A 25,693-nucleotide genomic window follows, 5' to 3' on the forward strand; every position below is an offset into this window, starting at 1 on the left:
ATTAGTCTTTTATAAGTTCTACTTCTGCATTGGGCTGAAAAACAAACGTTCTACCACTAGAGAGTTCTATACACTCGTATCTTTTTATTTTTTTTGCTCCTTTTTTAAATAATTTACCATTATAAATTCTAAAGACACTACCAATTGGTAACTCAAAAATATATGTTTTATTTGAAATAGGATCAAACTGCTTTAATGCTAACGATAACTTAGCATCAGTATCACTACTTGCCTTTGGATTTTTAAAATGATTTGCAATAACAGGAAGCACTTTTGTTGGAAAAATTTCTGGTCTAATAAAAGGCAACATTAACGCCTGAAATGTTTTTTTCCATTCTAAACCGTGAGGCTTTATTCGTCTCCCGTATTTTTCAAAAGCTACTAAATGTGCTATTTCATGTACTAAAGTGATTAAAAATCTATATTTATTTAATGATGCATTTACTGTTATTTGATGCATTCCATTAGACAACCTTCTATAATCACCGTGACGTGTAACCCTATCACCAACAATTTTAAGATGTACTGCATTGGCTTTAATTAAAGAAGCACAAGGCGCTACAGCTCTTTCTGGTAAGTATTTCAGAAGGGTTTTCTCCATATACACAAAAATAACAGATTCTACCTGTTAACACTAGGGTTTTAAGTATATTTTGTAGTAAAATACAACTTTTTATTTTCTTTATTTATTGATGTTGTACTTTTTGGATATAATATAGCAAAACAAAACTGCCTATTTTACAAACAGACAGTTTTATTAACTTGTATATTTCTTTAGTTGAACTAAGGTGTACTGTTACTAACTTGTAGCAATTTACCATTATACATTTTATGTCCAGTAAGGGCAAAATTCTCTATATACTCAGCCATTTCTAAAGCGGTAATTGGTGCTTTGTAACCAGGGAAAGCCTCTTCCAACATTTCAGTTTGTACAGCACCTAATGCAAGTACATTAAAAGAAGGTCCGGTTTCTTTAAACTCCTCTGCCCACAGCTCTGTTAACGTTACCACAGCTCCTTTACTAGAACTGTATGCAGATAGGCCCGCAAATTTAACACTGCCTTGCACACCTCCCATAGAACTAATAGTTACTACGTGTCCGTTTTTAGGCATTTTAGGTATTACTAATTTTGTAATACTTGCTACACCAAAAACATTTACTTTATATACAGCTTCAAAATCTGCTGTTGTAGTTTCTAAAAAAGGTTTATTGGCTAATTTTCCTGCATTATTAATTAATACATCTACTTGTTTCCAGTTAGTGTTTATAAACTCTTCTACTTTATTTAAATCTTCTTCTTTTGAAATATCAAACGAAAATGAAAAAATATTTGGATTTTTGAGCGATGCTATTGGCTCATTATTTCTAGACAATGCTAAAACTTTATGTCCATTACTTGCAAACAACTGTGCCATTTGAAACCCTATTCCTCTACTACAACCAGTAATTATAATATTTGCCATTAATTGTATTTTATTTCTTTTGTATCTGAATTTACAATGCCCTTTATTACGGGAACAAATTTATTTATAAGACTAGCCATATGATTAAAATCCATTACACTTGGCTCATCACCAACCTTGTGATAATGCTCAAAATTTGTAAAATCAAAAGTAGAATATGTTTGTGAAGGCACATTAAACTCTTGGTGAAAAGGATAATTATCTGACCTCATAAACAATCTAAACTCACCAGCTTTTGGTAAAAACCCTGCTATATTTTCACCTGCATAATTATTACTAATTTTTGCTAAATTAGACTCATTAAAGCCTGTTAAGTAAGTTAAATAATCTTTGTTTTGCATAGGTATGCCTATCATCTCAAAATTAAGCATAGCATATAAATTAAGATTTTCTTTCTTTAGCTTCTTAGCTAAGTGCTTAGACCCTAAAAGTCCCATTTCTTCTGCAGAAAACAATGCAAAAATTATGCTACGCTTATTCGCTTTTGTTTTTCCAAAATAGCGTGCAAACTCCATAACTGCAGAAGTACCAGATGCATTATCATTAGCTCCATTTGCAATAACATCATCACCGTCTGCTTTGGCACTACCAATATGATCATAATGTGCACCAAGAATTATAACTTCATTTTTAAGTTTGGGATCTGTACCTTCTATATAACCAACAATATTATATGCAACACCTTTACTTGCATCAAAGTTTGTTAATGTATCTTTATATGATGAAAAATAAGGTTTTACTCCGTTAGACTTAAAATTGTTTTCTATAAAAGAAGCAGCTTCTGCAATACCTTCTGTACCAGACATACGACCTTGCAGGTCATCTGAAGCTAAAAAGGCTACTATTTTCTCTACTTCGGCTGCAGTTGTTGCTATTTTATTATCTACCGTAACTTCTTGCGCCCTACTAGAACAAGAAACAATAGCTAATAAACCTAAAAAATAAAACGTCTTTTTCATATTTAATTTATTTAAGCACTAAAGATAAAAAAAGCATCTCATAAATTAATGAGATGCTTTTTAATATAATTTAATACTGTTTTAATTATGCAAGCATAGTAACAGGATTTTCAATATAACTTCTTAATGTTTGTAGAAACTGTGCTCCTACAGCACCATCTACGGTTCTATGATCACAAGCTAACGTTAACTTCATTGTATTTCCAACTACAATTTCTCCATTTTTAACAACTGGTTTTTCTACAATTGCACCAACAGATAATATTGCTGAGTTAGGCTGATTAATTATTGACGTAAACTCCTGAATTCCAAACATACCTAAGTTAGATACTGTAAATGTACTACCTTCCATTTCTGAAGGAGCAATTTTTTTAGATCTTGCTTTACCTGCCAAGTCTTTTACAGAAGCACCAATAGTTGTTAAACTCATTTGGTCTGCAAACTTAAGTACAGGAACAACTAAACCTTCATCTACAGCAACAGCAACACCCATATGAATATGCTTGTTGTAACGTGTTACATCATCTTTCCAAGTTGTATTTACTTGCGGATGCTTTCTTAACGCCATTGCACAAGCTTTTAATACCATATCATTAAATGATACTTTAGTATCTGGCAAACTATTAATTTGTGCTCTAGATGCTTTTGCATTATCCATATCTACCTCTATAGTAAGGTAAAAATGTGGAGCTGTAAATTTAGACTGACCAAGAACTTTTGCAATTACTTTACGCATTGAAGAATTTTTAACATCTTCAAAACCTTCTTCACCAACAGGTGCATATATAGCTGGTTGTGCTTTTGCTTCTGGAGCAGAAGCTTTAGCAGTTGCTGGTGCCGCATTAGAAATAGCAGAAGGAGTAAAGTTCTCTACATCTTTCTTTATAATTCTTCCGTTATCACCAGAACCAGTAACATCAGACAAATTAATTCCTTTATCTGCAGCAATTTTCTTAGCTAAAGGAGAAGCAAAAATACGCTTACCATCGGTAGAAGTATTATCTACAGCAGCAGCTTTTTCTTCTTTTTTAGCTTCTTCTTGCTTTGGAGCCTCTGAAGTTGCGGCAGCAGGAGCGCTATTACCAGAGTTAAGTACAGCATCTACATCTGTACCTTCTGGGCCTATAATTGCTAAAACTTCATCAACAGGAGAAGATTCTCCTTCTTTTATACCTACATATAATAGAGTACCAGAGTAAAAAGACTCAAACTCCATTGTAGCTTTATCTGTTTCAATTTCAGCAAGAATATCTCCTTCTTCAACTTTGTCACCAACTTGTTTTAACCAAGCAGCAACAGTACCTTCTTCCATAGTATCACTAAGACGAGGCATTTTAACAACCTCTACTCCTTCTGGAATAGCGGCTGAAGAAGTTTCTTTTGCAGGTGCAGCAGTCTCTTCTGGTTTTTCCTCTTGCTTTTCAGCAGCAGGAGCCGAAGTACCTCCAGATAATAAACCAGAAATATCTTCACCTTCATCTCCAATAATAGCTAAAAGAGAATCTACAGGAGCAGTATCTCCTTCTTGTATACCTATATGTAAAAGAACACCCTCATTAAAAGACTCAAACTCCATTGTAGCTTTGTCTGTTTCAATTTCAGCAAGAATGTCTCCTTCTTCAACTTTATCACCAACATTTTTAAGCCAAGCAGCAACAGTACCTTCTTCCATGGTATCGCTAAGTCTTGGCATATTTACTATAACTGCCATCTTTTATAATTTATGTTGTACAAATGGAAAATCTTCTTGTTCGTAAACCATATCATATAATTGGCTTACTGGTGGGTAGTCAGAATTTTCAGCAAATTCTTCACACTCTTTTACCATACGCTTAACTTCTTTGTCCATTGCAGAAATTTCATCTTCTGTAGCGTATTTCTTTTCTTTTATAACATCTAAAACCTGCGTAATAGGATCTATCTTCTTGTACTCCGCTACTTCATCTTTAGTTCTGTAGTGTTGTGCATCAGACATAGAATGACCTCTATAACGGTATGTTTTTATTTCTAAGAAAGTTGGTCCGCCTCCAGATCTTGCTCTTTCTACAGCCTTACTAACTTCTTCAGCTACAGTAACAGGGTTCATCCCTTCTACAGCCTTACAAGGCATTTCATATCCTAATCCTAGCTTCCAAATTTCTGTAGAATGAGATGTTCTAGCAACAGATGTACCCATTGCATAACCGTTGTTTTCACAAATAAAAACTACTGGCAGTTGCCAAAGCATTGCTAAGTTAAATGTTTCATGTAAAGATCCTTGCCTTACAGCACCATCTCCCATGTAACATAAAGTAACCGCATCGTTACCTGCATATTTGTCTCCAAATGCAAGACCAGCACCCAAAGGAATTTGACCACCAACAATACCATGACCACCATAAAAACGGTGTTCTTTAGAAAAGATATGCATAGAGCCTCCCATTCCTTGAGAAGTACCAGTTACTTTACCATAAAGTTCTGCCATTACTCTTTTAGGGTCTACACCCATACCTATTGGTTGTACGTGGTTACGGTAAGCCGTAATCATTTTATCTTTAGTAAGATCCATTGCATGTAATGAACCAGCCAATACAGCTTCTTGTCCATTATACAAGTGTAGAAAACCTCTAACTTTTTGTTGAATATATACTGCAGCAAGTTTATCCTCGAACTTTCTCCAGAATAACATATCCTTGTACCAATTAAGGTAAACTTCTTTGGTTATTTTTTTCATTGAAAACTATTTTAAAAAGTCTGTTTTACAGAGTAGCAAAAATACACATTAAATCCACTATCAAAAAAAAATTAAAGAAAAAGCACAGACAAGATGCCTATTGTTTTTTTTAATTAAATTTTTATCAAAAAATTAGGAATAAAAAAATAATTCATCAAAGAATATCGCTTATAAGAAAGAATTACTAAAAGCTAAAGGTAAAATATCTGATATAGAATTACATTTTATAACAGCACCTTCTTCTCCCATTAGCAATAATGAGATAGCTTCTTTTTGTTTTTGCTCATATTCTATCATAGATTGTCTGCAATTACCGCAAGGAGCAGCTGGCTCTAAAACCTTATAATTTACAGAAGTGGCAGATATTGCTACAGAAAGTATTTTTGTGTTTGGGTAAATTGCTGCCGCATGGTAAATAGCCACTCTCTCTGCACAAAGTCCAGATGGGTAAGCAGCATTTTCTTGATTGTTACCAAGTACAATTTTTCCGTTTTCTAGTAAAACTGCCGCACCTACAAAAAAATTAGAGTATGGTGCGTAAGCATTTTTACGTGCTTCTACAGCTTTAAGCATAAGATCTTTGTCTGTTACAGGCAACTCATTTACAGAGTCGTAAACAGACATATCAAAAGATAAGGTATGTTTCTTCATTTAGTCGTTTAATAATTCTTCACCTAGGTTAAAGGTAAGAGAAAAACGCAAAGTATTTTCTAATGGATTTTTTATTTTTGAAGTAGAGAATAAATAAGACAAATCTACCTGAGTTGCTTTAAACTTAAATCCGGCTCCAAGTGAGAAGAATTTACGTGCTCCTTTTAACTCGTTTTCATTAAAGTAACCCGTTCTAAGCATAAATGCATCTTGGTAAGTATACTCTGCTCCTAATGCCCAAGTTACCTCTTTAATTTCTTCACTAAAACCGTCTGGTGCATCTGTAAAAGAATCAAAGGCTCCCTCTAAAAAACTAATTTGTTGGTAACGTTCGTTGTCCTCACTATCTATTTGTCCGTCCTCATTAAAATCTTGAGGCGTTGGCACTAATAACTTATTAAATTCTGTATTTAAAGATAACGTATTATCTTGATCTAAAATAAAATCAAAACCACCACCAAATTTTAGGTTCCCTGGTAAAAAGTTTTGTTGTCCGTTATTATCATAAGATATTTTACTTCCAAGGTTAGATATATTAAAACCTGCTCTCCATCTACCATCAAACTTTTCGTAGGCAATTTCTGGAGATCTATAAAAACCAGATATATCTACTGCAAAAGCTGTAGCTGCACTAGTATCTTCACTAGAATCATCTGAAGGAAATTTTAAATTAGATGTTATAAACCTACCACCAACACCCATAGAAAAAGTGTTAGATAATTTTAATGCATAGGCACCTTCTAAAACAAACTCATTAGGTTTTGCTATTCTTGCAGGCTCATCTATAGTTTGTCTAAGTTCCACCTCTCCTAAACCAAAGTAACGCAAACCAAAAGCAAACGCACTCCTATCATCTATTTTATTATAAAAACTTGCGTTTAACAAAGCTACATCTGTAACTATGTTTTCTAAATAAGGTGTATAGCTAATACCAAAACCCATTTTTTGATCTGCAAAAGCAAACTTAGAGGCGTTCCATTGTAAGGAATAGGCATCTGCTGAAGTTGCTACACCCATATCTCCCATACCTGCTGCACGTGCATCTGCGGCAATATTTAAAAAAGGTACGGCTGTTGTAATTGATCTGTTTTGCTCTTGAGCATTGCCAAAATATACGGACACCAAAAGTGTTAAGGCTAGTATTTTTTTCATCGTTTTTATAATATAGGTTCTTTTCATAGTAATTTAACCATAATAAAATGGCACAATATTTTAATAAACGCTCTTTTTAAGAATATCTTATAAATTAAGAACTTTATTTTTTAACATTACTTATTTGACGGTAATATACTATAAAATTTAAAACTCTTTATTTCCTTATTATTAAGCACATAAGTAATTCTACAAAAAAGAATTAAAAAAATAATACTATTCTAATATTTACGCCGTTATAGATTTGTTGAACCTTGTTTTAATGCTTGTTTAAGTTTTTTTTAGGAACTATAAAATATTCTAAGAAAATTTGCGTTTAATAAGCCGATAGTAAGCAAAGTTTAAAAACAAATAAGTATAGTATAACTGCAATTTGCAGTAAAGTATAGAACTCAAGTCTTAATTATGAAAAAACAATTCATTAAAGTTGTACTCTCGTGTGCTGTTGTTGCAGGTAGCATAACTAGTTGTAAAAAATCATCTTCATCTAAAGATGTATCTCGTGCCACAGGTTGGAAGATTAACGCCAAAGAAGGTGGTTTTCAGCACAACTCTGATTTTAAAGAACAAGTTACCGCACCGGGTCTTGTATTTATAGAAGGTGGTACATTTACTAAAGGTAAGGTACAAGATGATGTTATGCATGATTGGAATAACACTCCAACACAACAACACGTACAATCCTTTTATATGGATGAAACAGAAGTAACTAATAAAATGTACCTACAATTTTTAGATTACTTAAAATCTGTATATCCACCAGAAGACCCAAAATATGCTAACATATATAAAGGTGCTTTGCCAGATACATTGGTATGGAGAAACAGACTTGGTTTTAATGAAACTATGACAAACAACTATTTAAGACACCCTGGTTATGCAGAGTATCCTGTAGTTGGTGTTAACTGGGTGCAAGCTACGCAATTTGCAGAATGGCGTACAGACCGTGTTAACGAATTAATGCTAGAAAAAGAAGGCTACCTTAATAAGGAAGCTAAATATAAAGCCTTAAACGGAGAGTCTGCGGGTACTTTTAGTACTGAAGCTTACTTAAACAGACCAGAGTCTGTTTATGGTGGACAAATAGATTCTTTACAAGGAAAAGCTAAAAAGAACGATTCTGTATCATCTTTTGCAAAAAGAAGTAGTGGTGTAATTTTACCAGAGTATAGACTACCTACTGAAACAGAATGGGAATATGCTGCACAAGCTAACCAAGGTTCTAGAGAATACAATAACTATAGAGGTAGAAAAAAATATCCTTGGGAAGGAGATTACACTCGTAACGGACAACGTGTTGGTAGAGGTGATCAATTAGCTAACTTTAAACAAGGTAAAGGTGATTACGGCGGAATTGCTGGTTGGTCTGACGATGGTGCAGATATTACCAACGCAGTTATGTCTTACAAACCAAATGATTTAGGTCTTTATGATATGGCTGGTAACGTTTCTGAATGGGTTGCCGATGTATACAGACCAATAGTAGATGATGAAATTAGTGATTTTAACTACTATAGAGGTAACATATATATGAAAACAGCAATTGGCGAGGACGGTAAAGTAAACGTACTTAGAGATTCTGTTGTTTATGACACATTACCAAACGGAAAAATAGTAGCTGTTAATTTACCAGGTGAGATTAAAATGGTTGCTGTAGATGAAGAAGAAACTTATTTAAGAACAAACTTCTCTTCTAGTGATAACAGAGGTTATAGAGATGGTGAGCCAGGATCTACAAGATTTTATGACAGGTTTAATGAAGCTGATGGTGACGAAGAAAATAAAAAATCTATGTACAACTCACCTACTAACAAAATAGAAAGAGATAGTGCTGGTAATTTTGTTAGAAACTATGATAAGTCTAACTACAGAACATCTTTAATTAATGATGAGGTTAGAGTATACAAAGGTGGATCTTGGAGAGACCGTGCATTTTGGTTAGACCCTGCACAACGTAGATACTTACCACAGTATATGGCTACAGATGATATTGGATTTAGATGTGCAATGTCTAGAGTTGGTTCTAAGTCTAAAACTAAGAACAAAACTGCAAGAGGTAAAAAAGTAAAATAATTTACAACAATATATTTTTTTAAAAAAGACTGCTCCTTTGAGCAGTCTTTTTTTTTATATTCGCCTTATGACAATAGCACAAATCCATCAACTATTTTTAACACATTCTACCGTTTGTACAGATACTAGAAAAATAACTAAAGACTGTATCTTTTTTGCCCTTAAAGGCGATAATTTTAACGGTAATAAATACGCTGCAGAAGCACTACAAAAAGGCGCTGCTTATGCTGTTGTAGATGAAAAAGAATACGCAATTAACAGTAATTTTATTTTGGTTGATGACGTATTACAAGCATTACAACAACTAGGTAAGTATCATCGTAAACAATGTAATGCAAAAGTAATAGGCTTAACGGGGAGTAACGGAAAAACCACAACCAAGGAACTTATTAAAGCTGTTATTCAAAAAAAATATAAAACCGTTGCAACTTTAGGCAACTTAAACAACCATATTGGAGTTCCTTTAACATTGCTTACTATTAAAGAAGATACAGAAATTGCTATTGTAGAAATGGGTGCTAATCACCTAAAAGAAATAGAATTTTTAAGCAACTTAGCAGAACCAGATTTTGGATATATCACCAATTTTGGCAAAGCGCACCTAGAAGGCTTTGGCAGCACAGAAGGTGTTATACAAGGTAAAAGTGAACTATACAAGTATTTAACTACAAACCAAAAACATGTTTTTTTAAATGCAGATGATCCTATACAAGAAAGTAAACTTGGGACTTATGTAAAAAAAATAGGGTTTAGCAGTAGCAATAGCAATTATTTTAAAATAGAATTACTTAGCGCAGACCCTTTTGTTACTATACAAGTGGAAGATATTACCATAACCTCTAACCTAGTTGGAGCGTATAATTTTACAAACTGTTGTGCTGCTATAACAATGGGTAAGTATTTTAATATAAGCTTGCCACAAATAAAAGAAGCAATAGAAGGCTACATACCTGCTAATAACAGATCTCAAATATTAGAACAAAAAGGATTTAAGATAATACTAGATGCTTACAATGCTAACCCAACAAGTATGGCGGCAGCATTAGACAATTTTAACGGTATAAAAGCTGCACATAAAATTGTTTTTTTAGGTGATATGTTTGAGCTGGGAAACACCGCAGCTGCAGAACACCAAGAAATAGCAGATAAGGCTTGTAAAATGAATTTCACCACTACTTTTTTAGTAGGAGAAAATTTTGCAAAAGCAAAAACTGAAGCAATACAACTTGCCACTTTTAACGACTTAAAAGAATACTTAAAAGAACATCCATTACAACCAAACAGCAATCTTTTAATAAAAGGTTCTAGAGGCATGGCACTAGAACGCATTTTAGATATATTATAAAAAAAGCCTCTCTGTAAAGGAGAGGCTTTTTAATTTTTAAGTCAGTTTTAAAATAAACATATCTAAAACTTCTATTACAATTAATATTATAATAATCCACTCTAGCCTACTACTTTCTTTGTGGTCCATAATATCTTTAAATAGCTCTAGATTTTCTTTAATAACACCTAAACGCTCATAAATATATCTGTACCTATCTTTTAAGTCAAACGTTTTTTTTAACTCTAAATTTAAAAGACTTAAAGCTTCATTATCCCAAGTTATATCTGGAGAATCAAAAATATAAAGGTTTTCAGAAATTTCATTCTTAATATTTAAAACCCTACCTATAAATCGTTTTAACTTATTACCAGATATATTTAGTTTTCCTTTTTGTTCTAGATATTTAGTATGCTCGTTTGTTTCTCCTAATAATTGCTCTGTTATATCAAAATAATTATCTAAAGCCACAGACTGCGATGCATTTAATACTATTAAACGTATAGCCTCATAATCAAAAGAAGGTATTATTATCTTGTTAAATGACACTTCTTGTATTGTTGGCTCTATAACAACATTTACTTCTTCAGAAAATCGCTCCTCTTTTAAACCTTTACAAAAGGGTTTAATACTATCTAAAATTGTTCTTTTTTCTTCTAAAGTATGATTAAAAAAACCAACCATACCATATTGAAAAATGTAAACAAATTTTGTGTCTCCCATTTTATAAAATAACTCGTCTCCGTCTGAAAAAATGAGATCCCAAGTTAAGTTACGCTTGCATTCTCTAATACTTATAGAGGCTGCAATTTGGTATGCATCTACGCTATACATAACTAATTTTGATCATCATCTAAAGGAATATCTGGTATAGCGTTAGGATCGTCATCATCAAAATTTTCATAATCATCCTCATCATAATTAGCCATAGTTACCTCTAACTTTTCACTAATTTTAACCAAATACTTTGTATCTTCTGTTAGTACTTCTACAGCTTCTATGCGCTCTCCTTTTGCGTTATAAAAACTTATAACATTAAGATCATCATAACCATCTGGATACTTCTCTACCAAAAGTTTTAAAACTTCTGGAGTAAGTTTTTTAAAATCTACAATAACTCTTTTTAAATTATCCATAGTTACATATTTAGCAAGTAAGCAAAAATTAATGGCGCAACAATAGTAGCATCACTCTCTATTATAAATTTAGGCGTATCTATATCTAATTTACCCCAAGTAATTTTTTCATTAGGCACAGCACCAGAGTACGATCCGTAACTTGTTGTAGAATCGCTAATTTGACAAAAATAACTCCAGAATGGTGTATCTGTACGCTCCATATCTTGGTACAACATTGGCACTACACAAATAGGAAAATCACCTGCAATACCACCCCCTATTTGAAAAAATCCAATTCCGTTTTCAGAATTCTCTGTATACCAATCTGCCAAGAATGTCATATATTCTATACCAGATTTTATAGTACTAGCTTTAAGCTCACCTTTTAACACATATGAAGCAAAAATGTTACCCATTGTACTGTCTTCCCAACCAGGACAAACTATTGGTAAGTTTTTTTCTGCTGCTGCATACATCCAAGAATCTTTTAAATCTATCTCATAATACTCTTCTAAAACACCAGAAAGTAGCATTTTGTACATATACTCATGAGGCAAGTAACGCTCTCCAGCAGCTTCTGCATCTTTCCAGATTTTTACAATATGTTCTTGTAAACGTCTAAAAGCTTCTTCTTCTGGTATACACGTATCAGTTACACGGTTTAAGCCTTTTTCTAGTAAATTCCACTCTTGTTGCGGAGTTAAATCTCTATAGTTAGGCACACGTTTGTAATGTGAGTGCGCTACCAAGTTCATAATATCTTCCTCTAGGTTTGCACCAGTACAGGATATAATTTGCACTTTGTCTTGACGAATCATTTCTGCAAATATTTTTCCTAACTCTGCAGTACTCATTGCACCAGCCAAAGAAACTAACATTTTAGATCCTTCGTTTAATTGATCTTCATACCCTTTTGCTGCATCTACCAAAGCAGCAGAATTAAAGTGTAAGTAGTATTTTTCTATAAAATTAGAGATAGCTCCTTTAGTTTTCATCTTCTTCAAATTTTGAAATAGTAGAGTTACCAGCTTTTAGATCTATAGCATATGCATTGTCATAAGCATCATCTACAGCTTCACCCATAAATTTATAACTCAACATTTTGTAGTATAATTTTGCTGCCAAAAAATCTGACGATTTATCTGCCTTATTAGGACAAAGCTCTACAATATCAAACCCTACAACATTTTTTTCTGTAAACACTTGTTTTAAAAACTCTAGTGTTTCATACCAAAACAGACCTCCTGGCTCTGGCGTTCCTGTAGATGGTAATATAGATGGGTCTAAAGCATCTAAATCTAAAGTAATAAAAACGTTTTCTGTCATTTGGTCTACAACCTTATCCATCCAATACTCATCATTAACCATATCATGGGCAAAAAATGTTTTTTCTTCATCCATATATGTTTTTTCAATAGCATCCATACTACGTATACCAACTTGCAATAAATTAGTTTGCTGGCTTGCCTCATGCACTGCACAAGCGTGATTGCAAGTTGTGCCCTCATAAGACTGTCTTAAATCTGCATGCGCATCAATATGTAAAACAGTTAGGTTATTAAAACACTCATTAAAAGCCCTAATAGTACCTATAGAAATGGAATGCTCACCACCAAATAACGTTACAAATTTGTTACGCTTAATGTACTTTTTAGTGATTTTATGCACCTCATCTACCATAGCTTCTGGCGAGCTATTTTCTGTAATGGCATCAGCAAGGTATATTCCTTGTTGGTATGGTTCTGTACCGGTTTCAATATCGTACAATTCCATATTTTCTGATGCAGCTAAAAAAGCTTCTGGACCTTTATCTGCTCCTTTTCCCCAAGTACTAGTTCCGTCATAAGGAACTGGGATTAAAACTACTTTTGCGGTTTCCAATTGCGCAAACTCATCTGGAATGCCTGCGTAATTATTTGTTGTGCTCATATCCTAAAATTTTAAGCAGATCTTCTGCCTTTTGTTGTTCATTAAATAATTTGGTTGTTATTTTTCCTTCTGCATCTTTGTTTATTAATATGTGCTTTGGCTGTGGTATTAAGCAATGTTGTAATCCGCCATAACCACCAATACTTTCTTGGTAAGCGCCTGTATTAAAAAACCCAATGTATAAAGGCTTATTTTTTTTATATTTTGGTAAATAAATAGCATTTGTGTGTTGCTCACTGTTGTAATAATCATCACTATCACAAGTTAAGCCACCAAGCAATACACGCTCATACTCATCATTCCACCTGTTAATTGGCAGCATAATAAACCTTTTATTAATTGCCCAAGTATCTGGCAATGTTGTAATAAAAGAAGAATCTATCATGTTCCACTTTTCTCTATCGTTTTGTTGCTTCTGATATAAAATTTCATAAATAGCTCCACCTGCTTCACCTACAGTAAAACTGCCAAACTCAGTAAAAATATTTGGCACATCTACATTTGCTTCATCACATGTTAATTTAATCTGATTAATTATTTCATCAATCATATATTGGTAATCATAATCAAAAACTAAAGAGTTTTTTATAGGAAAACCACCACCAATATTTAAACTATCTAGAGACGGACAAATCTTTTTTAATTTTACATAAACCTTTAAACATTTTAAAAGCTCGTTCCAATAGTATGCATTGTCTTTTATACCTGTATTTATAAAAAAGTGCAACATTTTTAACTGCACCTTATCATTATCTCTAATTTGATTTTCATAAAAAGGAACAATGTTTTTGTAGCCAATTCCTAAGCGAGAAGTATAAAACTCAAATTTTGGTTCTTCTTCAGACGCTATACGAATACCAACTTTAAAGTCATCCTTAATTTCATTAGACAACAAGTCTATTTCCTCATAATTATCTATAATTGGTATACAATTATGGTGTCCTTCATTAATTAACCTTGCTATGTTTGTTATGTACTGGTCTCTTTTAAAACCGTTGCATATTACATAAGTATCATCTTTAATTTTACCTTCTTGTTTTAAGTGCTCAACAATATTAATGTCAAACGCAGAAGAAGTTTCTATATGTATATTGTTATTTAAAGCCTCATGTAATACTGGTTTAAAATGAGAACTTTTTGTACAGTAGCAGTAGTGGTATTTACCTTTATATTGGTATTTTTCCATTGCAATAGCAAACCAATTTTTAGCTCTAGAAATATTATCAGAGATTTTTGGCAAGTATGTAAACTTTAACGGACTACCGTATTGTTCTACCAGCTGTTTTAATGGTATGTTATGAAACATTAAACTTTCACCATCTAACTTAAATTCTTCTTGTGGAAAATGATAAGTCTGGTCTATTAAATCAATATATTTAGTATTCATTAAATTATTATTTGATAAATTAAAATTTTAAAACACAGAAAAACTTGTGCTTTTGGGCGTTTTTGCGACTAAAATTTTAAAAAACTAAACAATGATTTGACGTTTCGTGGTTGGCACGAAAAAGTAGTCATGCTGACTGCTGACTATAGAAGTGTTACCGGAAGTTAGCTTTAAAATTCGGTTACCTATCTTATAGGTTGTTTTTGGGTATGACTTCCTAATTCCCAAAAATCCGAACATAGAAACATTATACATTTATGCTCAGCTATATGCTAAATTGCCAAAATCTAATATCTTATTTTGACGGGGCAAATGAAAACAAAAAAAATGAAAAAAATAATATTCCATCAAAAAAAATAAAAAAAATAATTTTCTGATAACATAAAGCTAACAGAACATTAAAAAAACCGTTTAAAACAAGTGACACAAGAGTTATAATCAATTTAAAAACAAGTCTTAAAAATCTTATATTTTTAAAAAAAAGCTCTTTTTTAAGCTAAAAACACTTGTTACTTTAAGCTATTTTAATTCCGTTTTTAACTTATTCTCTCTTAAATTTACAAAACAGTAGCAACAAAACGTATGAAAAATACCATATCACATAGAGTAGCAGATTTTTTAAAAAACTACCCACCTTTTAATCAATTATTATTAGAGGAATTACAAGAATTAGCTACACAAATATCTATTATTTACAAAGAAAAAGACGCAATTATATTTAATGAAAATGATACACCACACACTCATTTTTATATTATACATAAAGGTGCCGTATCTTTAAATAAAACAGAAACCAATACTATTGTAGATATTTGTGATGAAGGAGATATTTTTGGTTTACGCCCTTTAATTGCTAATGAAAATTATAAAATGCAAGCAAAGGCACATGAAGAAAGTATACTATATGCCATACCTATTATTACTTTTAAACCATTTGCTACTAGCAACAGAGATGTAGGTAATTTTTTAATAGACAGTTTTGCATCCAACACTAGAAACCCTTATTCTAAAAGTTACAGAGGCACTTTGTATGGAGAGCCAGAGAGCGGTGAAGTTTACAACCCTAGCGCAGAGTTGTTTGACTTGCAACCTGTAAAATATTCTAAAAAACTAGTAAGCTGTTCTCCTAAAACGCAAGCAAAAGTATTAGCCGCAAAAATGACTAGCAAAAATGTTGGTGCTATTTTAGTTTTAGAAGACAAATTGCCAATTGGTATTATTACAGACAAAGATTTGCGTAACAAAATTGTTACTGGAAAACTACCCATATCTGCTACTGCTAGGGAAATTATGACATCGCCAGTAATTACGTATTCTAAAAAATTAACTATTACACAGGCGCAAATGGCAATGATAAAAAGTAATATTAGCCATTTATGTTTAACAAAAGATGGTACTGTTAACTCTAAAGCTGTTGGCATTTTATCTAAACATGACGTTATGCTAGCGGTTGGCAACAACCCAACAGTACTAATTAAAGCTATAAAAAGAGCTACTAGAACTAAAGAGATTAAGCAGGTAAGAAAAAGTATTATGATGCTGCTAAAGGGATATTTAAATCAGAATATACCAATGACATTAATTTCTAAAATTATTTCTGAACTTAATGATGCCTGTATTAAACAAATTATAAAAAACTCTATTACTAAGTTAGATACTCCGCTACCCGTATCTTTTAGTTGGCTAGCATTAGGTAGCCAAGGCAGAAGCGAACAATTGCTACACACAGACCAAGACAATGCCCTGGTTTTTGAAGATGTTCCTGCAGAAAAACTAGAAGAAACAAAAGCAATATTTATAAATTTTGCCAAACAAGTAACACAAAGATTAAACGTTATTGGCTACGAGTATTGTCCTGCAGAAATGATGGCATCTAACCCAAAATGGTGCTTAAGCCTTAGTGAATGGAAAACCAATGTTACCTCTTGGATTACAAACCCAGGTAAGGATGAAGTACTACTGTCTTCTATATTTTTTGATTATAACAATGTGTATGGCAACCAAGAGTTGGTTACAGAACTATCAAACCATATATTTAAAACAGCAAAAAATTACCCTAATTTCTTTTTACATTTAGCTAGCGGATCTTTACAAAACCCATCCCCTACCGGTTTTTTTAGGCAATTTTTAGTAGAGCAAGATGGTGCAAATAAAGATTTTTTTGATATTAAAAGACGTGCACTTATGCCATTAACAGACGCTGCTAGAGTTTTAATATTATCCCATAATATTAAGTCTATAAATTACACTGCAGAGCGTTTTGAAAAATTAGCAGAGTTAGAACCTAACAATGCAGAGTTGTTTATTGCTGCATCTTATGCTACCAAAGCATTATTAAAATTTAGAACCAAACAAGGTTTATTACATAATGATTCTGGCAGGTATATATCATTAAGTAAACTAACTAAAGCAGAGAAAATAAAGCTTAAACGAACCTTTAGGACTATTAAAGAGATACAGGAATTAGTGTATATTAGATTTAAAGTATCAAACCTATTAAGATGATAAATTTCTTTAAAAAAAGTAAATTAGATTTACCAGAGTATTGGGTTGCTTATGAAAATCTTTTCAATACCAAACAGCCAGAAAACATACAAGATATTACGTTTGTTGTTTTAGACACAGAAACTACTGGCTTTAGTTATGAAGAAGACCGTATGCTTTGTATAGGTGCATTAAAATTAATAAATAAAGATATTAATGTGGGTGATAGTTTTGAGGTTTTTATACATCAAGATCACTACAACCAAGAGACTGCTGAAATACACGGGATATTAAAAGAAGGAAAAACTACTAGGCTTGAAGAGTTAGAAACTTTAAAACTTTTTTTAGCTTATTTAAAAAATGCAGTTATTGTTGCTCACCACGCAGGTTTTGATGTTACTTTTATTAACTCCGCTCTTGAACGCCACGGTTTACCTAAACTTAAAAATAAAATATTAGACACTTCTACACTCTACAAAAAAACACTTATACGCTCTAATTTATTAGAAAAAAAAGACCATTACTCTTTAGATGAATTAGCCGAGAAATTTAACATCTCTGTTAAAGACAGGCATACAGCCCTAGGCGATGCTTATATTACTGCTATTGCCTTTTTAAAGATTTTGGTAAAATTAAAAGAGAAAAAAATAACAACTTTAAAACAGTTACTCCGTATTTATTAAAAAAGCATAAAAAAAGCAGCAAAAAAGATATACCTATTTGCTGCTTTTTTTTAGTTAATTGTATATTATTCTTCTACACTCATTGCCATTTCATGATCATATTTACAACAGGCAGGTAATTCTTTATAAGCATCTTCACTACCCGTAGATTTTTCTGTGTCGTAACCAGATTCTGCTATAGCTTTATGAAATGCTTCTTCATTAGTTTTATCACCATTAAAAGCAATTGTAATTTGTTTCTTTTTAACATCCCAATTGGCACTAGCAACCCCCTCTACAGATTTTGCTGCTTTTTCTATAGTACTTTTACACATACCGCAGTTACCACGGACACCAAAAGTTGTTTTAGCAGTAGCTACCTCATCGTTTACAGTACTAATTTCTTTAGCCGACTCTGTTGTTTGCTTTTCTTCATTTTTACAACTTGTAAAGGCCAATAAGCCAAATACAGTTGCAGTCAAAATCATCTTTTTCATAGTAGAAATTTATTAATCTTTGTTAATATAATAATTTTTATGCTAGGTTTTAAAAGAGCTTTCCTATTATATTTTTATTTTTTTTAATCGTAATGCATTTGCAATTACAGAAACCGAACTAAAACTCATTGCTAAAGCTGCTATCATTGGAGAGAGTAATAACCCAAAAACAGGATACAAAACTCCTGCTGCTATTGGTACACCAATAGTATTATAAATTAAAGCAAAAAATAAATTTTGTTTAATATTTCCAAGCACTGCATTGCTAAGACTATAAGCCTTTACAACGCCTTGTAAATCACCTTTAACAAGTGTAATCATTGCGCTTTCAATAGCCACATCTGTACCTGTACCCATTGCAATACCAACATCACTTTTTGTCAATGCAGGAGCATCATTAATGCCATCACCAGCCATAGCTACTACTTTACCTTGTTGTTGTAATTTTTCAACTTCTTTTAACTTATCTTCTGGCAACATACCAGCTTTAAAACTATTTAAATTAAGTGAGTCTGATACAGATTTAGCTGTATTGTAGTTATCACCAGTAAGCATAATTACAGCTATGCCTTTTTGTTGTAATTGTTTAATTGCTTGCGCGCTGGTTTTTTTAATTTTATCTGCTATAACAACATATCCTACCACGGTTTTATCTACTGCTACATAAGAAACCGTTTTTCCTTGTTTTTGATATACATCTACTTCTTCTTCCATTGCTGAAGAAATAGCAGCATTGGTAAACTCCATCATTTTTAAGTTACCCAAACTTATTTTAGTATCAAAAATAACACCTTCTACACCTTTACCTGTAATAGCATTAAAGTCTTCTACTTTCAAAAAATTAGCACCATTTTCTTTAGCATAATTTACAGTAGCCGCTGCTAAAGGGTGCTCACTAGAACTGTTTAAAGAAGCTATATACTGTGTAATTTTATCTGTGGTAAAATCAGTTGAAAAACTACCTACTTTTTCTACCGTAGGTTTTCCTTCTGTAACGGTACCTGTTTTATCTACAATTAAAACATCTATTTTATTCATTAGTTCTAGAGCGGCCGCATTTTTAATTAAAACACCATTTTGTGCTCCTTTACCAACACCAACCATAACAGACATAGGAGTTGCTAAACCTAAAGCACAAGGGCACGCAATAATTAAAACTGCAATGGCATTTACTAGGGCAAAAACATAAGCAGGCTCTGGTCCCCAAATTACCCAAGCAACAAACGTAAGTATAGATATAACAACTACTGTTGGCACAAAATAACCAGAAACTTTATCTGCTAATTTTTGTATTGGTGCTCTACTACGACTAGCATCATTCACCATTTTCACTATCTGAGAAAGTAATGTATCTGCACCAACTTTTTCTGCTTGCATTAAAAAAGATTGATTGCCATTAATTGTACCACTACTAACCTCATCTTTTACAGTTTTACTCACCGCAATGGGCTCTCCAGAAATCATAGACTCATCTACCGTTGTTTTTCCTTCAGTAATAAAGCCATCTACCGGTATTTTTTCTCCTGGTTTAACCTTTAAAACATCTCCTTTTACAACCTTGTTTATTGCAACTTCCTCTTCTACCCCGTTTACAACTTTAATAGCTTTATTAGGCGCAAGTTTAAGTAACTCTTTAACAGCTGCATTTGTTTTACTATGTGCGCGGGCCTCTAATACCTGCCCCATTAATACTAGCGTAAGTATTACAGTAGCAGCTTCAAAATAAACGTGTACTGCTCCACTTTCTGTTTTAAATTCAATTGGAAAAAAATCTGGAATTAGCAAACCAAAAACACTAAATAACCAAGCTACACCTGCACCAATACCAATTAAGGTAAACATATTTAAATTCCATGTTTGTATACTTTTATAAGCACGCTCAAAAAATAGCCAAGTGGCATAAAAAACAACAGGAATAGAAAGCGCAAATTGTACCCAATTCCAATATTTTTGATTTAGAATAGTGTACAATGGATTATTAGGTAGCATATCACCCATTGCTATTAAAAAAATAGGTAATGTAAACCCTAACGCTACCCAAAATTTACCAATAAGCTTGTTGTATGTTTTTTCTTCTGATGAAAGACTAGGTGCCATTGGCACTAAGTCCATACCACAAATAGGACAATCCCCAGGCTCACCTTTTACAACCTCTGGATGCATAGGACAGGTGTATTGCTGTTCTGTAATAGCAGTTAAATTCTGTTCCTCTACCAAGTCCATTCCACAAACCGGACAGTCACCAGGCTTGTTATAAGTCTTATCCTCTTCACAATGCATTGGACAATAAAAAACACCTGTTCCTTGCCCTTTTGGCTTTTCTTCCTTTTTAGGTATAATCACGTGCTCACCAGCATTGTGTATACTATATCTATCTCCCTCCTTTTTTAAAGCTTCTTTTAAAGTATCTATAGAAATATGAGATTCAGACTCTATTATGGCTTCTGCTTTTTCTAAATTAACACTAGCATTGGTAACATCTTTTACATTAGAAAGTATTTTTTCTACGTGACCACGGCAACCATTACAAGTCATTCCGTGTATGTGATAAGTATGTTTCATTTTATCTCTATTTACACTACAAAACTAAGCAGACATTATTTGTAGTGTTTTCACAATTCCGATTCTTATTTATACAATTTGGTCTAGTGTTTTTCTGTCCCAATTACCTAAGCTTTTATAAGTACTCATAGACATTCCTGTAACTGTTTTAAACTGGCGTGCCAAATGGCTACTTGTTTTATAATTTAAGCTATAGGCTATTTCAGAAAAATTTAGTTGTCCTAACTGTATGTATTCTTTTACTTTTTCAATTTTTAGGTTGATGGTATATTTCTCTAACGTTATACCTTCAGACTTACTAAAAAGCTTACTTAATGCAGTTTCTGTTTTACCAAATTCTTTGGCTAGTGATTGAAAAATGTGTGCTGTTTCGCCACTTTCAATCTTATTAATTATAGCAACTTTAAGTTGTTCTATTAAAGTATCTGTCTCGCTTTCTATTATTTCAAAACCTGTTTTAGCAAGCACTTTACTTAGGTTTTCAAAACTACTTTCTATTCCTTTTGTTGCTATTACTTTACCTAGCTCAACAGACTCTACCACAAAACCTTCTGCATTAAAAATATCTAAAACCGAAGCTATACAGCGGTTACAAACCATATTTTTTATATAAAAAGTATCTTGCATAAGTAAAGCTTTGTGTAATTAAATTAATGTAGCTTTTATTTAAAAAACAACATAAAAAAAATACACAAATGAGCAATTTAAAGCTGCTACAATGGTGTATTTTTTTGTAATGAAATCATTGTAAACAATGCGTCAAAATTACTTAAAAAAAAGAATTACTAGTGTTACAACACTCTTAAAACAATACTTTTTAAGTTTTACATTTAGCTTTTAAAACGATTGTGGGCTTCTTTCTCTAACTCCTCTCTAAAATTAGGATGCGCAATAGAAATTAATGCCTTTGCTCTTTCTTGTAAATTTTTACCGTATAAATTAACTACACCGTATTCTGTGGCTACATAATGTACGTGAGCACGTGTTGTAGTAACGCCCGCTCCTTGTTTTAAAAACGGTGTTATTTTAGAAATACCTTTAGCTGTAATAGATGGCATTGCAAAGATAGGCTTACCTCCTTTAGATAAAGATGCTCCGCGTATAAAATCCATTTGTCCGCCTACACCAGAATATTGCCTGCTACCAATTGTATCTGCACAAATTTGGCCCGTAAGATCTATTTCTATAGCACTATTAATTGCTGTAACCTTAGGATTTCTGCGTATAATAGAAGTATCATTAGTATAAGCAGCTTCTTTAAAGTGCACCAATGGATTATCATCTACAAAGTCGTATAATTTTTGAGATCCTACAGCAAAACAAGTTACAATTTTTCCGTGTTTTACAGCTTTGTCCTCACCTGTAACTACTCCGCTTTCTATTAAAGGTAACACACCATCAGAAAACATTTCTGTATGTATACCCAAACGTTTGTGATTACCTAAATTACTTAATACAGCATTTGGTATATTACCTATGCCCATTTGCAATGTTGCCCCATCTTCTATTAAACCTGCAACGTGTTTTCCTATCTCTTGTTCTATGTTAGATATTGGTGTAATACCGTGTGTATGTATTGGCGTATTAACCTCAACAGCACAGTCTATATCTCTTATATGAATAATACCATCGCCGTGAGTTCTGGGCACGCAAGGATTTATTTGTGCTATCACTTTTTTAGCCGTTTGTATAGCTGGCAATGTAATATCTACCGACACACCCAAAGAGCAATAGCCGTGTTTATCTGGTGGTGATACTTGCACAACAGCAACATCTAACGGTAGAATTCCGTTTCTAAACAATAGGTTTATTTCGCTTAAAAAAATTGGAATATAATCTCCCTGTGTAGTGTTTATTAATTGCCTAACATTGCTACCAACAAAGCAACTATTCATTTTAAAACTATTGCTATAAGGTTCTTGTGCATACTTTGCCTCACCTTCTGTGTGTATAGATACAATTTCTACATTTTCTAATTCTTCATACCTATTACACAAAGCATCTATTAATACATTAGGAGTCATTGCAGCCCCTTGTAAAAATACTCTATTACCAGATTGTATAGATTTTGCGGCTTGCGCTGCAGAAACAATATTCATAAAATTAAATTTTAATAATTAGTGACATTCCATAGTTGTAGAAACCATTTCTACAACTGGTTTAGGAGATATGTAAGGAATACCAAGACCTAGACCTCTAAGTATAAAAAGCACACCTATTACAACCACAAAAACAGGAATTAATTGCTGAACTTTTTTACGTGCCACACCTTTTAACATTCCGCCAAAATAAACGGCAATTGTCATAAGTGGTATGGTGCCAGCTCCAAAAATAACCATATATAAAGAGCCTTGCGCTGCGTTACCCATTGCAATAGCACCAAACAATGCCATATATACTAAGCCGCAAGGTAAAAATCCGTTTAAAAAACCAATGGTTAAAAACGTGTCTGGAGTTCTTTTTTTTAGCTCTTTTCCTAATCTAGATTTTACTTTAGATATAAGTTTATAAATAGGTTTAGACACATTGTATTTTTGCATTTTTTTAGATGGAATTAAGACGATAACAATCATTAAAACTCCAATAGCTATTGACAATTTTTGTTGTAAACCAAAAACATATAAGCCTTTACCTAACAAACCAAAAACAAGCCCTATTAATCCGTAAGCAAGCAACCTACCAAAATGATAAATAAATATCTGAATTGTTTTTTTAAACTTACTATGTCTATCTACAGGTAACATAAAAGCTATGGGTCCGCACATACCAACACAGTGCAAACTTCCCATTAACCCTAATATAAAAGCAGATAGCAACATACTTAATACGTTATACTTTGTTTATGTAAATATTCTTCTTTGTTATATTGCCAAGCAATTTTAATGTCCCATCGACCATCTAACAAACGTTTGTCAGGTATGAGCAAATGTGTTTTGGATAAACTTATGGGTAAGCTAAAATCCAATTGCTTATTAGATGGTCTGTATAGGGACACTTTGCCTGTTATTTTTTGAGACTCTTGGTCTTTAGGAAAATTAATTAGTAGTCCGTCTTCCGTTTGCTCTATAGTTAGTTTATGAGTTAGTTTATATGCATTAGTAACATCATTAATTTCTTTTTGATAACCTAGCTCTGCCTTGTAATACTCCTCTGTAACCAAATCATGTTTAGCTCTGTTTTCAGAATTCATTCTAACAACAAAATATAATATAAAGCTAATGAAGCCTATAAATGCTAGTACAACTCCTGTTCCCCAATTTATTTTCATAATTTATTTTTTTATTTGTAGCTTCTTGGTGCTAAAAAGCGAGCTGTAGTAGTTTCTACTAGTTGTCCTTTACTGTACACACCAATTTTTAGCTTGTCTTTATCGCCATTTAAAGCCGCATTATTTATCTCTATAAACAATGTACCTTCTGCTAGTTCTTGCGCTGGCACTTTAAAGTTTTTATTTGTAACCAGCTTTATAGTTCCTTTGTGAGAAAGCAACTTAAAGCTAACATCATCTACATCTTCTGTTGTTTTGTTTACTAATTTAAAAGTATATACATTACTAATTATATTCCCTTCTTTATGCTCGTATAACTGACCTGGAAGTCTTAAAATATTTGCTTCTAAATCGTTTCTTAAAAACAACATTCCTACGAGCAACCCTATTAAAATAACCAATACAGCGGTGTAACCTTTAAGTCTAGGTGTAAACTTAAACTTAGCCTTTTTCTCTATATTATCTTCACTTGCATACCTAATTAGACCTTTTGGCAAGTTTACTTTTTCCATAATAGTATCGCACTCATCTATACAAGCAGTACAATTAACACACTCTAGTTGAGTACCATTTCTAATATCTATACCAGTTGGGCAAACATTTACACATTGTGCACAGTCTATACAATCTCCGTGACCAAGTGCAGAACGGTCTTCGTTTTTTCTAAACTTTTTTCTACCTTTTTCTCCTTCTCCTCTTTTATGATCATAGGCAACTACAATAGATTTATTATCTAAAAGTACACCTTGCATACGCCCATAAGGACAAGCTATAATACAAACTTGCTCTCTAAACCAAGCAAAAACAAAATAAAAAACAGCTGTAAAAATCAACAATGAAATCATTGTGCTGGTATGCAAAAATGGTCCGTCTGTAATATATTTTATTAAAGTATCACTACTAATTAAATATGCTAAAAACACATTAGCTATAATAAATGAAATGATAAAAAAGATAACCCATTTGGTTACTCTTTTTCTAATTTTAACAGCATCCCACTTTTGCTTATCTAAGCGCATTTGTGCACCACGGTCACCCTCTATCCAATATTCTATTCTACGGAAAACCATTTCTAAGAATATGGTTTGTGGACACATCCAACCACAAAAAATACGCCCAAAAGCAACTGTAAATAAGGCTATAAAAACAACGCCAATAATCATTGATATTACTACCAAATGAAAATCTTGCGGCCAAAAAGGAAAACCAAATATATTAAAACGACGATCTACAACATTAAATAATATAAACTGGTTGCCATTTATTTTTATAAAAGGAGATACTAGCAAAAATAACAGTAATGAGTAACTAACTAATTTGCGATAATTGTAAAATTTACCACTAGGTTTTTTAGGAAAAACCCAAGCTCTTTTACCGTCAGTATCTATTGTACCAATAGAATCCCTAAACTTTTCATCTGCAGCCATTTTTGTTATTTTTACTAGTAATA

The 25,693-nt window shown here is 32.6% G+C and carries 23 protein-coding genes; 4 read left to right on the forward strand and 19 right to left on the reverse strand.

Annotation, left to right across the window (positions count from 1 at the left end; translation table 11 throughout):
- Position 1 precedes the first annotated feature (1 nt).
- From Q4487_RS05985 to porV, 7 genes are all read right to left on the reverse strand, one after another.
- Positions 2-601, reverse strand: a complete 600-nt coding sequence (locus tag Q4487_RS05985; protein WP_100893658.1) for a SprT-like domain-containing protein — start codon at positions 599-601, stop codon at positions 2-4.
- 182 nt (positions 602-783) lie between these two features.
- Positions 784-1,464: an SDR family oxidoreductase gene (locus tag Q4487_RS05990; RefSeq protein WP_100893659.1), complete on the reverse strand. Its 681-nt coding sequence runs from the start codon at positions 1,462-1,464 to the stop codon at positions 784-786.
- On the reverse strand, positions 1,464-2,423 hold the full coding sequence (locus Q4487_RS05995; protein ID WP_303540912.1) for a M28 family peptidase: 960 nt from the start codon (positions 2,421-2,423) through the stop codon (positions 1,464-1,466). Before Q4487_RS05995 ends, Q4487_RS05990 begins: the two co-directional genes overlap by 1 nt.
- Positions 2,424-2,508: 85 nt before the next feature.
- On the reverse strand, positions 2,509-4,134 hold the full coding sequence (locus Q4487_RS06000) for a pyruvate dehydrogenase complex dihydrolipoamide acetyltransferase (RefSeq protein WP_303540910.1): 1,626 nt from the start codon (positions 4,132-4,134) through the stop codon (positions 2,509-2,511).
- A 3-nt stretch (positions 4,135-4,137) separates the two neighbouring features.
- On the reverse strand, positions 4,138-5,136 hold the full coding sequence (gene pdhA / locus Q4487_RS06005; RefSeq protein WP_100893662.1) for a pyruvate dehydrogenase (acetyl-transferring) E1 component subunit alpha: 999 nt from the start codon (positions 5,134-5,136) through the stop codon (positions 4,138-4,140).
- A gap of 168 nt (positions 5,137-5,304) precedes the next feature.
- Positions 5,305-5,787: a cytidine deaminase gene (locus tag Q4487_RS06010; RefSeq protein ID WP_303540907.1), complete on the reverse strand. Its 483-nt coding sequence runs from the start codon at positions 5,785-5,787 to the stop codon at positions 5,305-5,307.
- Positions 5,788-6,939: a type IX secretion system outer membrane channel protein PorV gene (gene porV, locus Q4487_RS06015; protein WP_100893664.1), complete on the reverse strand. Its 1,152-nt coding sequence runs from the start codon at positions 6,937-6,939 to the stop codon at positions 5,788-5,790.
- Positions 6,940-7,344: 405 nt separating this feature from the next.
- Here porV and gldJ point away from each other — a divergent pair, with 405 nt between their 5' ends.
- Both gldJ and murF read left to right on the forward strand, forming a co-directional pair.
- Positions 7,345-9,012, forward strand: a complete 1,668-nt coding sequence (gldJ, locus tag Q4487_RS06020) for a gliding motility lipoprotein GldJ (protein WP_100893665.1) — start codon at positions 7,345-7,347, stop codon at positions 9,010-9,012.
- 67 nt (positions 9,013-9,079) lie between these two features.
- Entirely contained in the window at positions 9,080-10,357 is a 1,278-nt protein-coding gene (murF, locus tag Q4487_RS06025) for a UDP-N-acetylmuramoyl-tripeptide--D-alanyl-D-alanine ligase (RefSeq protein ID WP_303540900.1), read from the forward strand.
- A 36-nt stretch (positions 10,358-10,393) separates the two neighbouring features.
- Here the strand turns inward: murF and Q4487_RS06030 are convergent, their stop codons facing one another.
- From Q4487_RS06030 to Q4487_RS06050, 5 genes are read right to left on the reverse strand one after another with little or no spacing between them, the layout of a single operon-like run.
- Complete coding sequence (locus tag Q4487_RS06030) at positions 10,394-11,170, reverse strand: RMD1 family protein (protein WP_303540898.1); 777 nt, start codon at positions 11,168-11,170, stop codon at positions 10,394-10,396.
- 2 nt (positions 11,171-11,172) lie between these two features.
- The gene (locus Q4487_RS06035) at positions 11,173-11,472 is read right to left on the reverse strand and encodes a hypothetical protein (RefSeq protein ID WP_303540896.1); all 300 of its coding nucleotides are present in this window, start codon (positions 11,470-11,472) and stop codon (positions 11,173-11,175) included.
- Positions 11,473-11,474: 2 nt separating this feature from the next.
- The gene (locus Q4487_RS06040) at positions 11,475-12,449 is read right to left on the reverse strand and encodes a deoxyhypusine synthase family protein (protein WP_303540894.1); all 975 of its coding nucleotides are present in this window, start codon (positions 12,447-12,449) and stop codon (positions 11,475-11,477) included.
- Positions 12,439-13,383, reverse strand: coding sequence for an agmatinase (gene speB, locus Q4487_RS06045; protein ID WP_303540892.1), 945 nt, complete (start codon positions 13,381-13,383; stop codon positions 12,439-12,441). Before speB ends, Q4487_RS06040 begins: the two co-directional genes overlap by 11 nt.
- Positions 13,367-14,770 carry an arginine decarboxylase gene (locus Q4487_RS06050; RefSeq protein WP_303540890.1) on the reverse strand — a complete coding sequence of 468 codons (1,404 nt, stop codon included), beginning with the start codon at positions 14,768-14,770 and terminating at the stop codon, positions 13,367-13,369. Before Q4487_RS06050 ends, speB begins: the two co-directional genes overlap by 17 nt.
- A gap of 582 nt (positions 14,771-15,352) precedes the next feature.
- On the opposite strand from Q4487_RS06050, the gene Q4487_RS06055 reads away from it, so the two are divergent.
- On the forward strand, positions 15,353-17,275 hold the full coding sequence (locus Q4487_RS06055) for a DUF294 nucleotidyltransferase-like domain-containing protein (RefSeq protein ID WP_303540888.1): 1,923 nt from the start codon (positions 15,353-15,355) through the stop codon (positions 17,273-17,275).
- Positions 17,272-17,937 carry a PolC-type DNA polymerase III gene (locus Q4487_RS06060; RefSeq protein ID WP_303540887.1) on the forward strand — a complete coding sequence of 222 codons (666 nt, stop codon included), beginning with the start codon at positions 17,272-17,274 and terminating at the stop codon, positions 17,935-17,937. The genes Q4487_RS06055 and Q4487_RS06060 overlap by 4 nt, the downstream gene beginning before the upstream one ends.
- A 65-nt stretch (positions 17,938-18,002) precedes the next feature.
- Here the strand turns inward: Q4487_RS06060 and Q4487_RS06065 are convergent, their stop codons facing one another.
- From Q4487_RS06065 to ccoG, 7 genes are all read right to left on the reverse strand, one after another.
- A complete protein-coding gene (locus tag Q4487_RS06065) occupies positions 18,003-18,413 on the reverse strand; it encodes a heavy-metal-associated domain-containing protein (RefSeq protein ID WP_303540885.1) in 411 nt (136 codons plus the stop codon).
- Positions 18,414-18,479: 66 nt separating this feature from the next.
- Positions 18,480-20,975 carry a heavy metal translocating P-type ATPase gene (locus tag Q4487_RS06070; protein WP_303540883.1) on the reverse strand — a complete coding sequence of 832 codons (2,496 nt, stop codon included), beginning with the start codon at positions 20,973-20,975 and terminating at the stop codon, positions 18,480-18,482.
- Between the two features lie 69 nt (positions 20,976-21,044).
- Positions 21,045-21,602: an AraC family transcriptional regulator gene (locus Q4487_RS06075; RefSeq protein WP_303540881.1), complete on the reverse strand. Its 558-nt coding sequence runs from the start codon at positions 21,600-21,602 to the stop codon at positions 21,045-21,047.
- A 203-nt stretch (positions 21,603-21,805) separates the two neighbouring features.
- On the reverse strand, positions 21,806-23,074 hold the full coding sequence (locus tag Q4487_RS06080; protein WP_100893677.1) for an acetyl-CoA hydrolase/transferase family protein: 1,269 nt from the start codon (positions 23,072-23,074) through the stop codon (positions 21,806-21,808).
- Between the two features lie 18 nt (positions 23,075-23,092).
- Positions 23,093-23,794 carry a sulfite exporter TauE/SafE family protein gene (locus tag Q4487_RS06085; protein WP_303540878.1) on the reverse strand — a complete coding sequence of 234 codons (702 nt, stop codon included), beginning with the start codon at positions 23,792-23,794 and terminating at the stop codon, positions 23,093-23,095.
- 2 nt (positions 23,795-23,796) lie between these two features.
- On the reverse strand, positions 23,797-24,243 hold the full coding sequence (locus Q4487_RS06090; protein WP_100893679.1) for a FixH family protein: 447 nt from the start codon (positions 24,241-24,243) through the stop codon (positions 23,797-23,799).
- Between the two features lie 11 nt (positions 24,244-24,254).
- The gene (gene ccoG, locus Q4487_RS06095) at positions 24,255-25,670 is read right to left on the reverse strand and encodes a cytochrome c oxidase accessory protein CcoG (RefSeq protein WP_303540875.1); all 1,416 of its coding nucleotides are present in this window, start codon (positions 25,668-25,670) and stop codon (positions 24,255-24,257) included.
- Positions 25,671-25,693: the final 23 nt, after the last annotated feature.

It is taken from the genome of Cellulophaga sp. 3_MG-2023 (assembly GCF_030546975.1).
Classification (GTDB): domain Bacteria; phylum Bacteroidota; class Bacteroidia; order Flavobacteriales; family Flavobacteriaceae; genus Cellulophaga.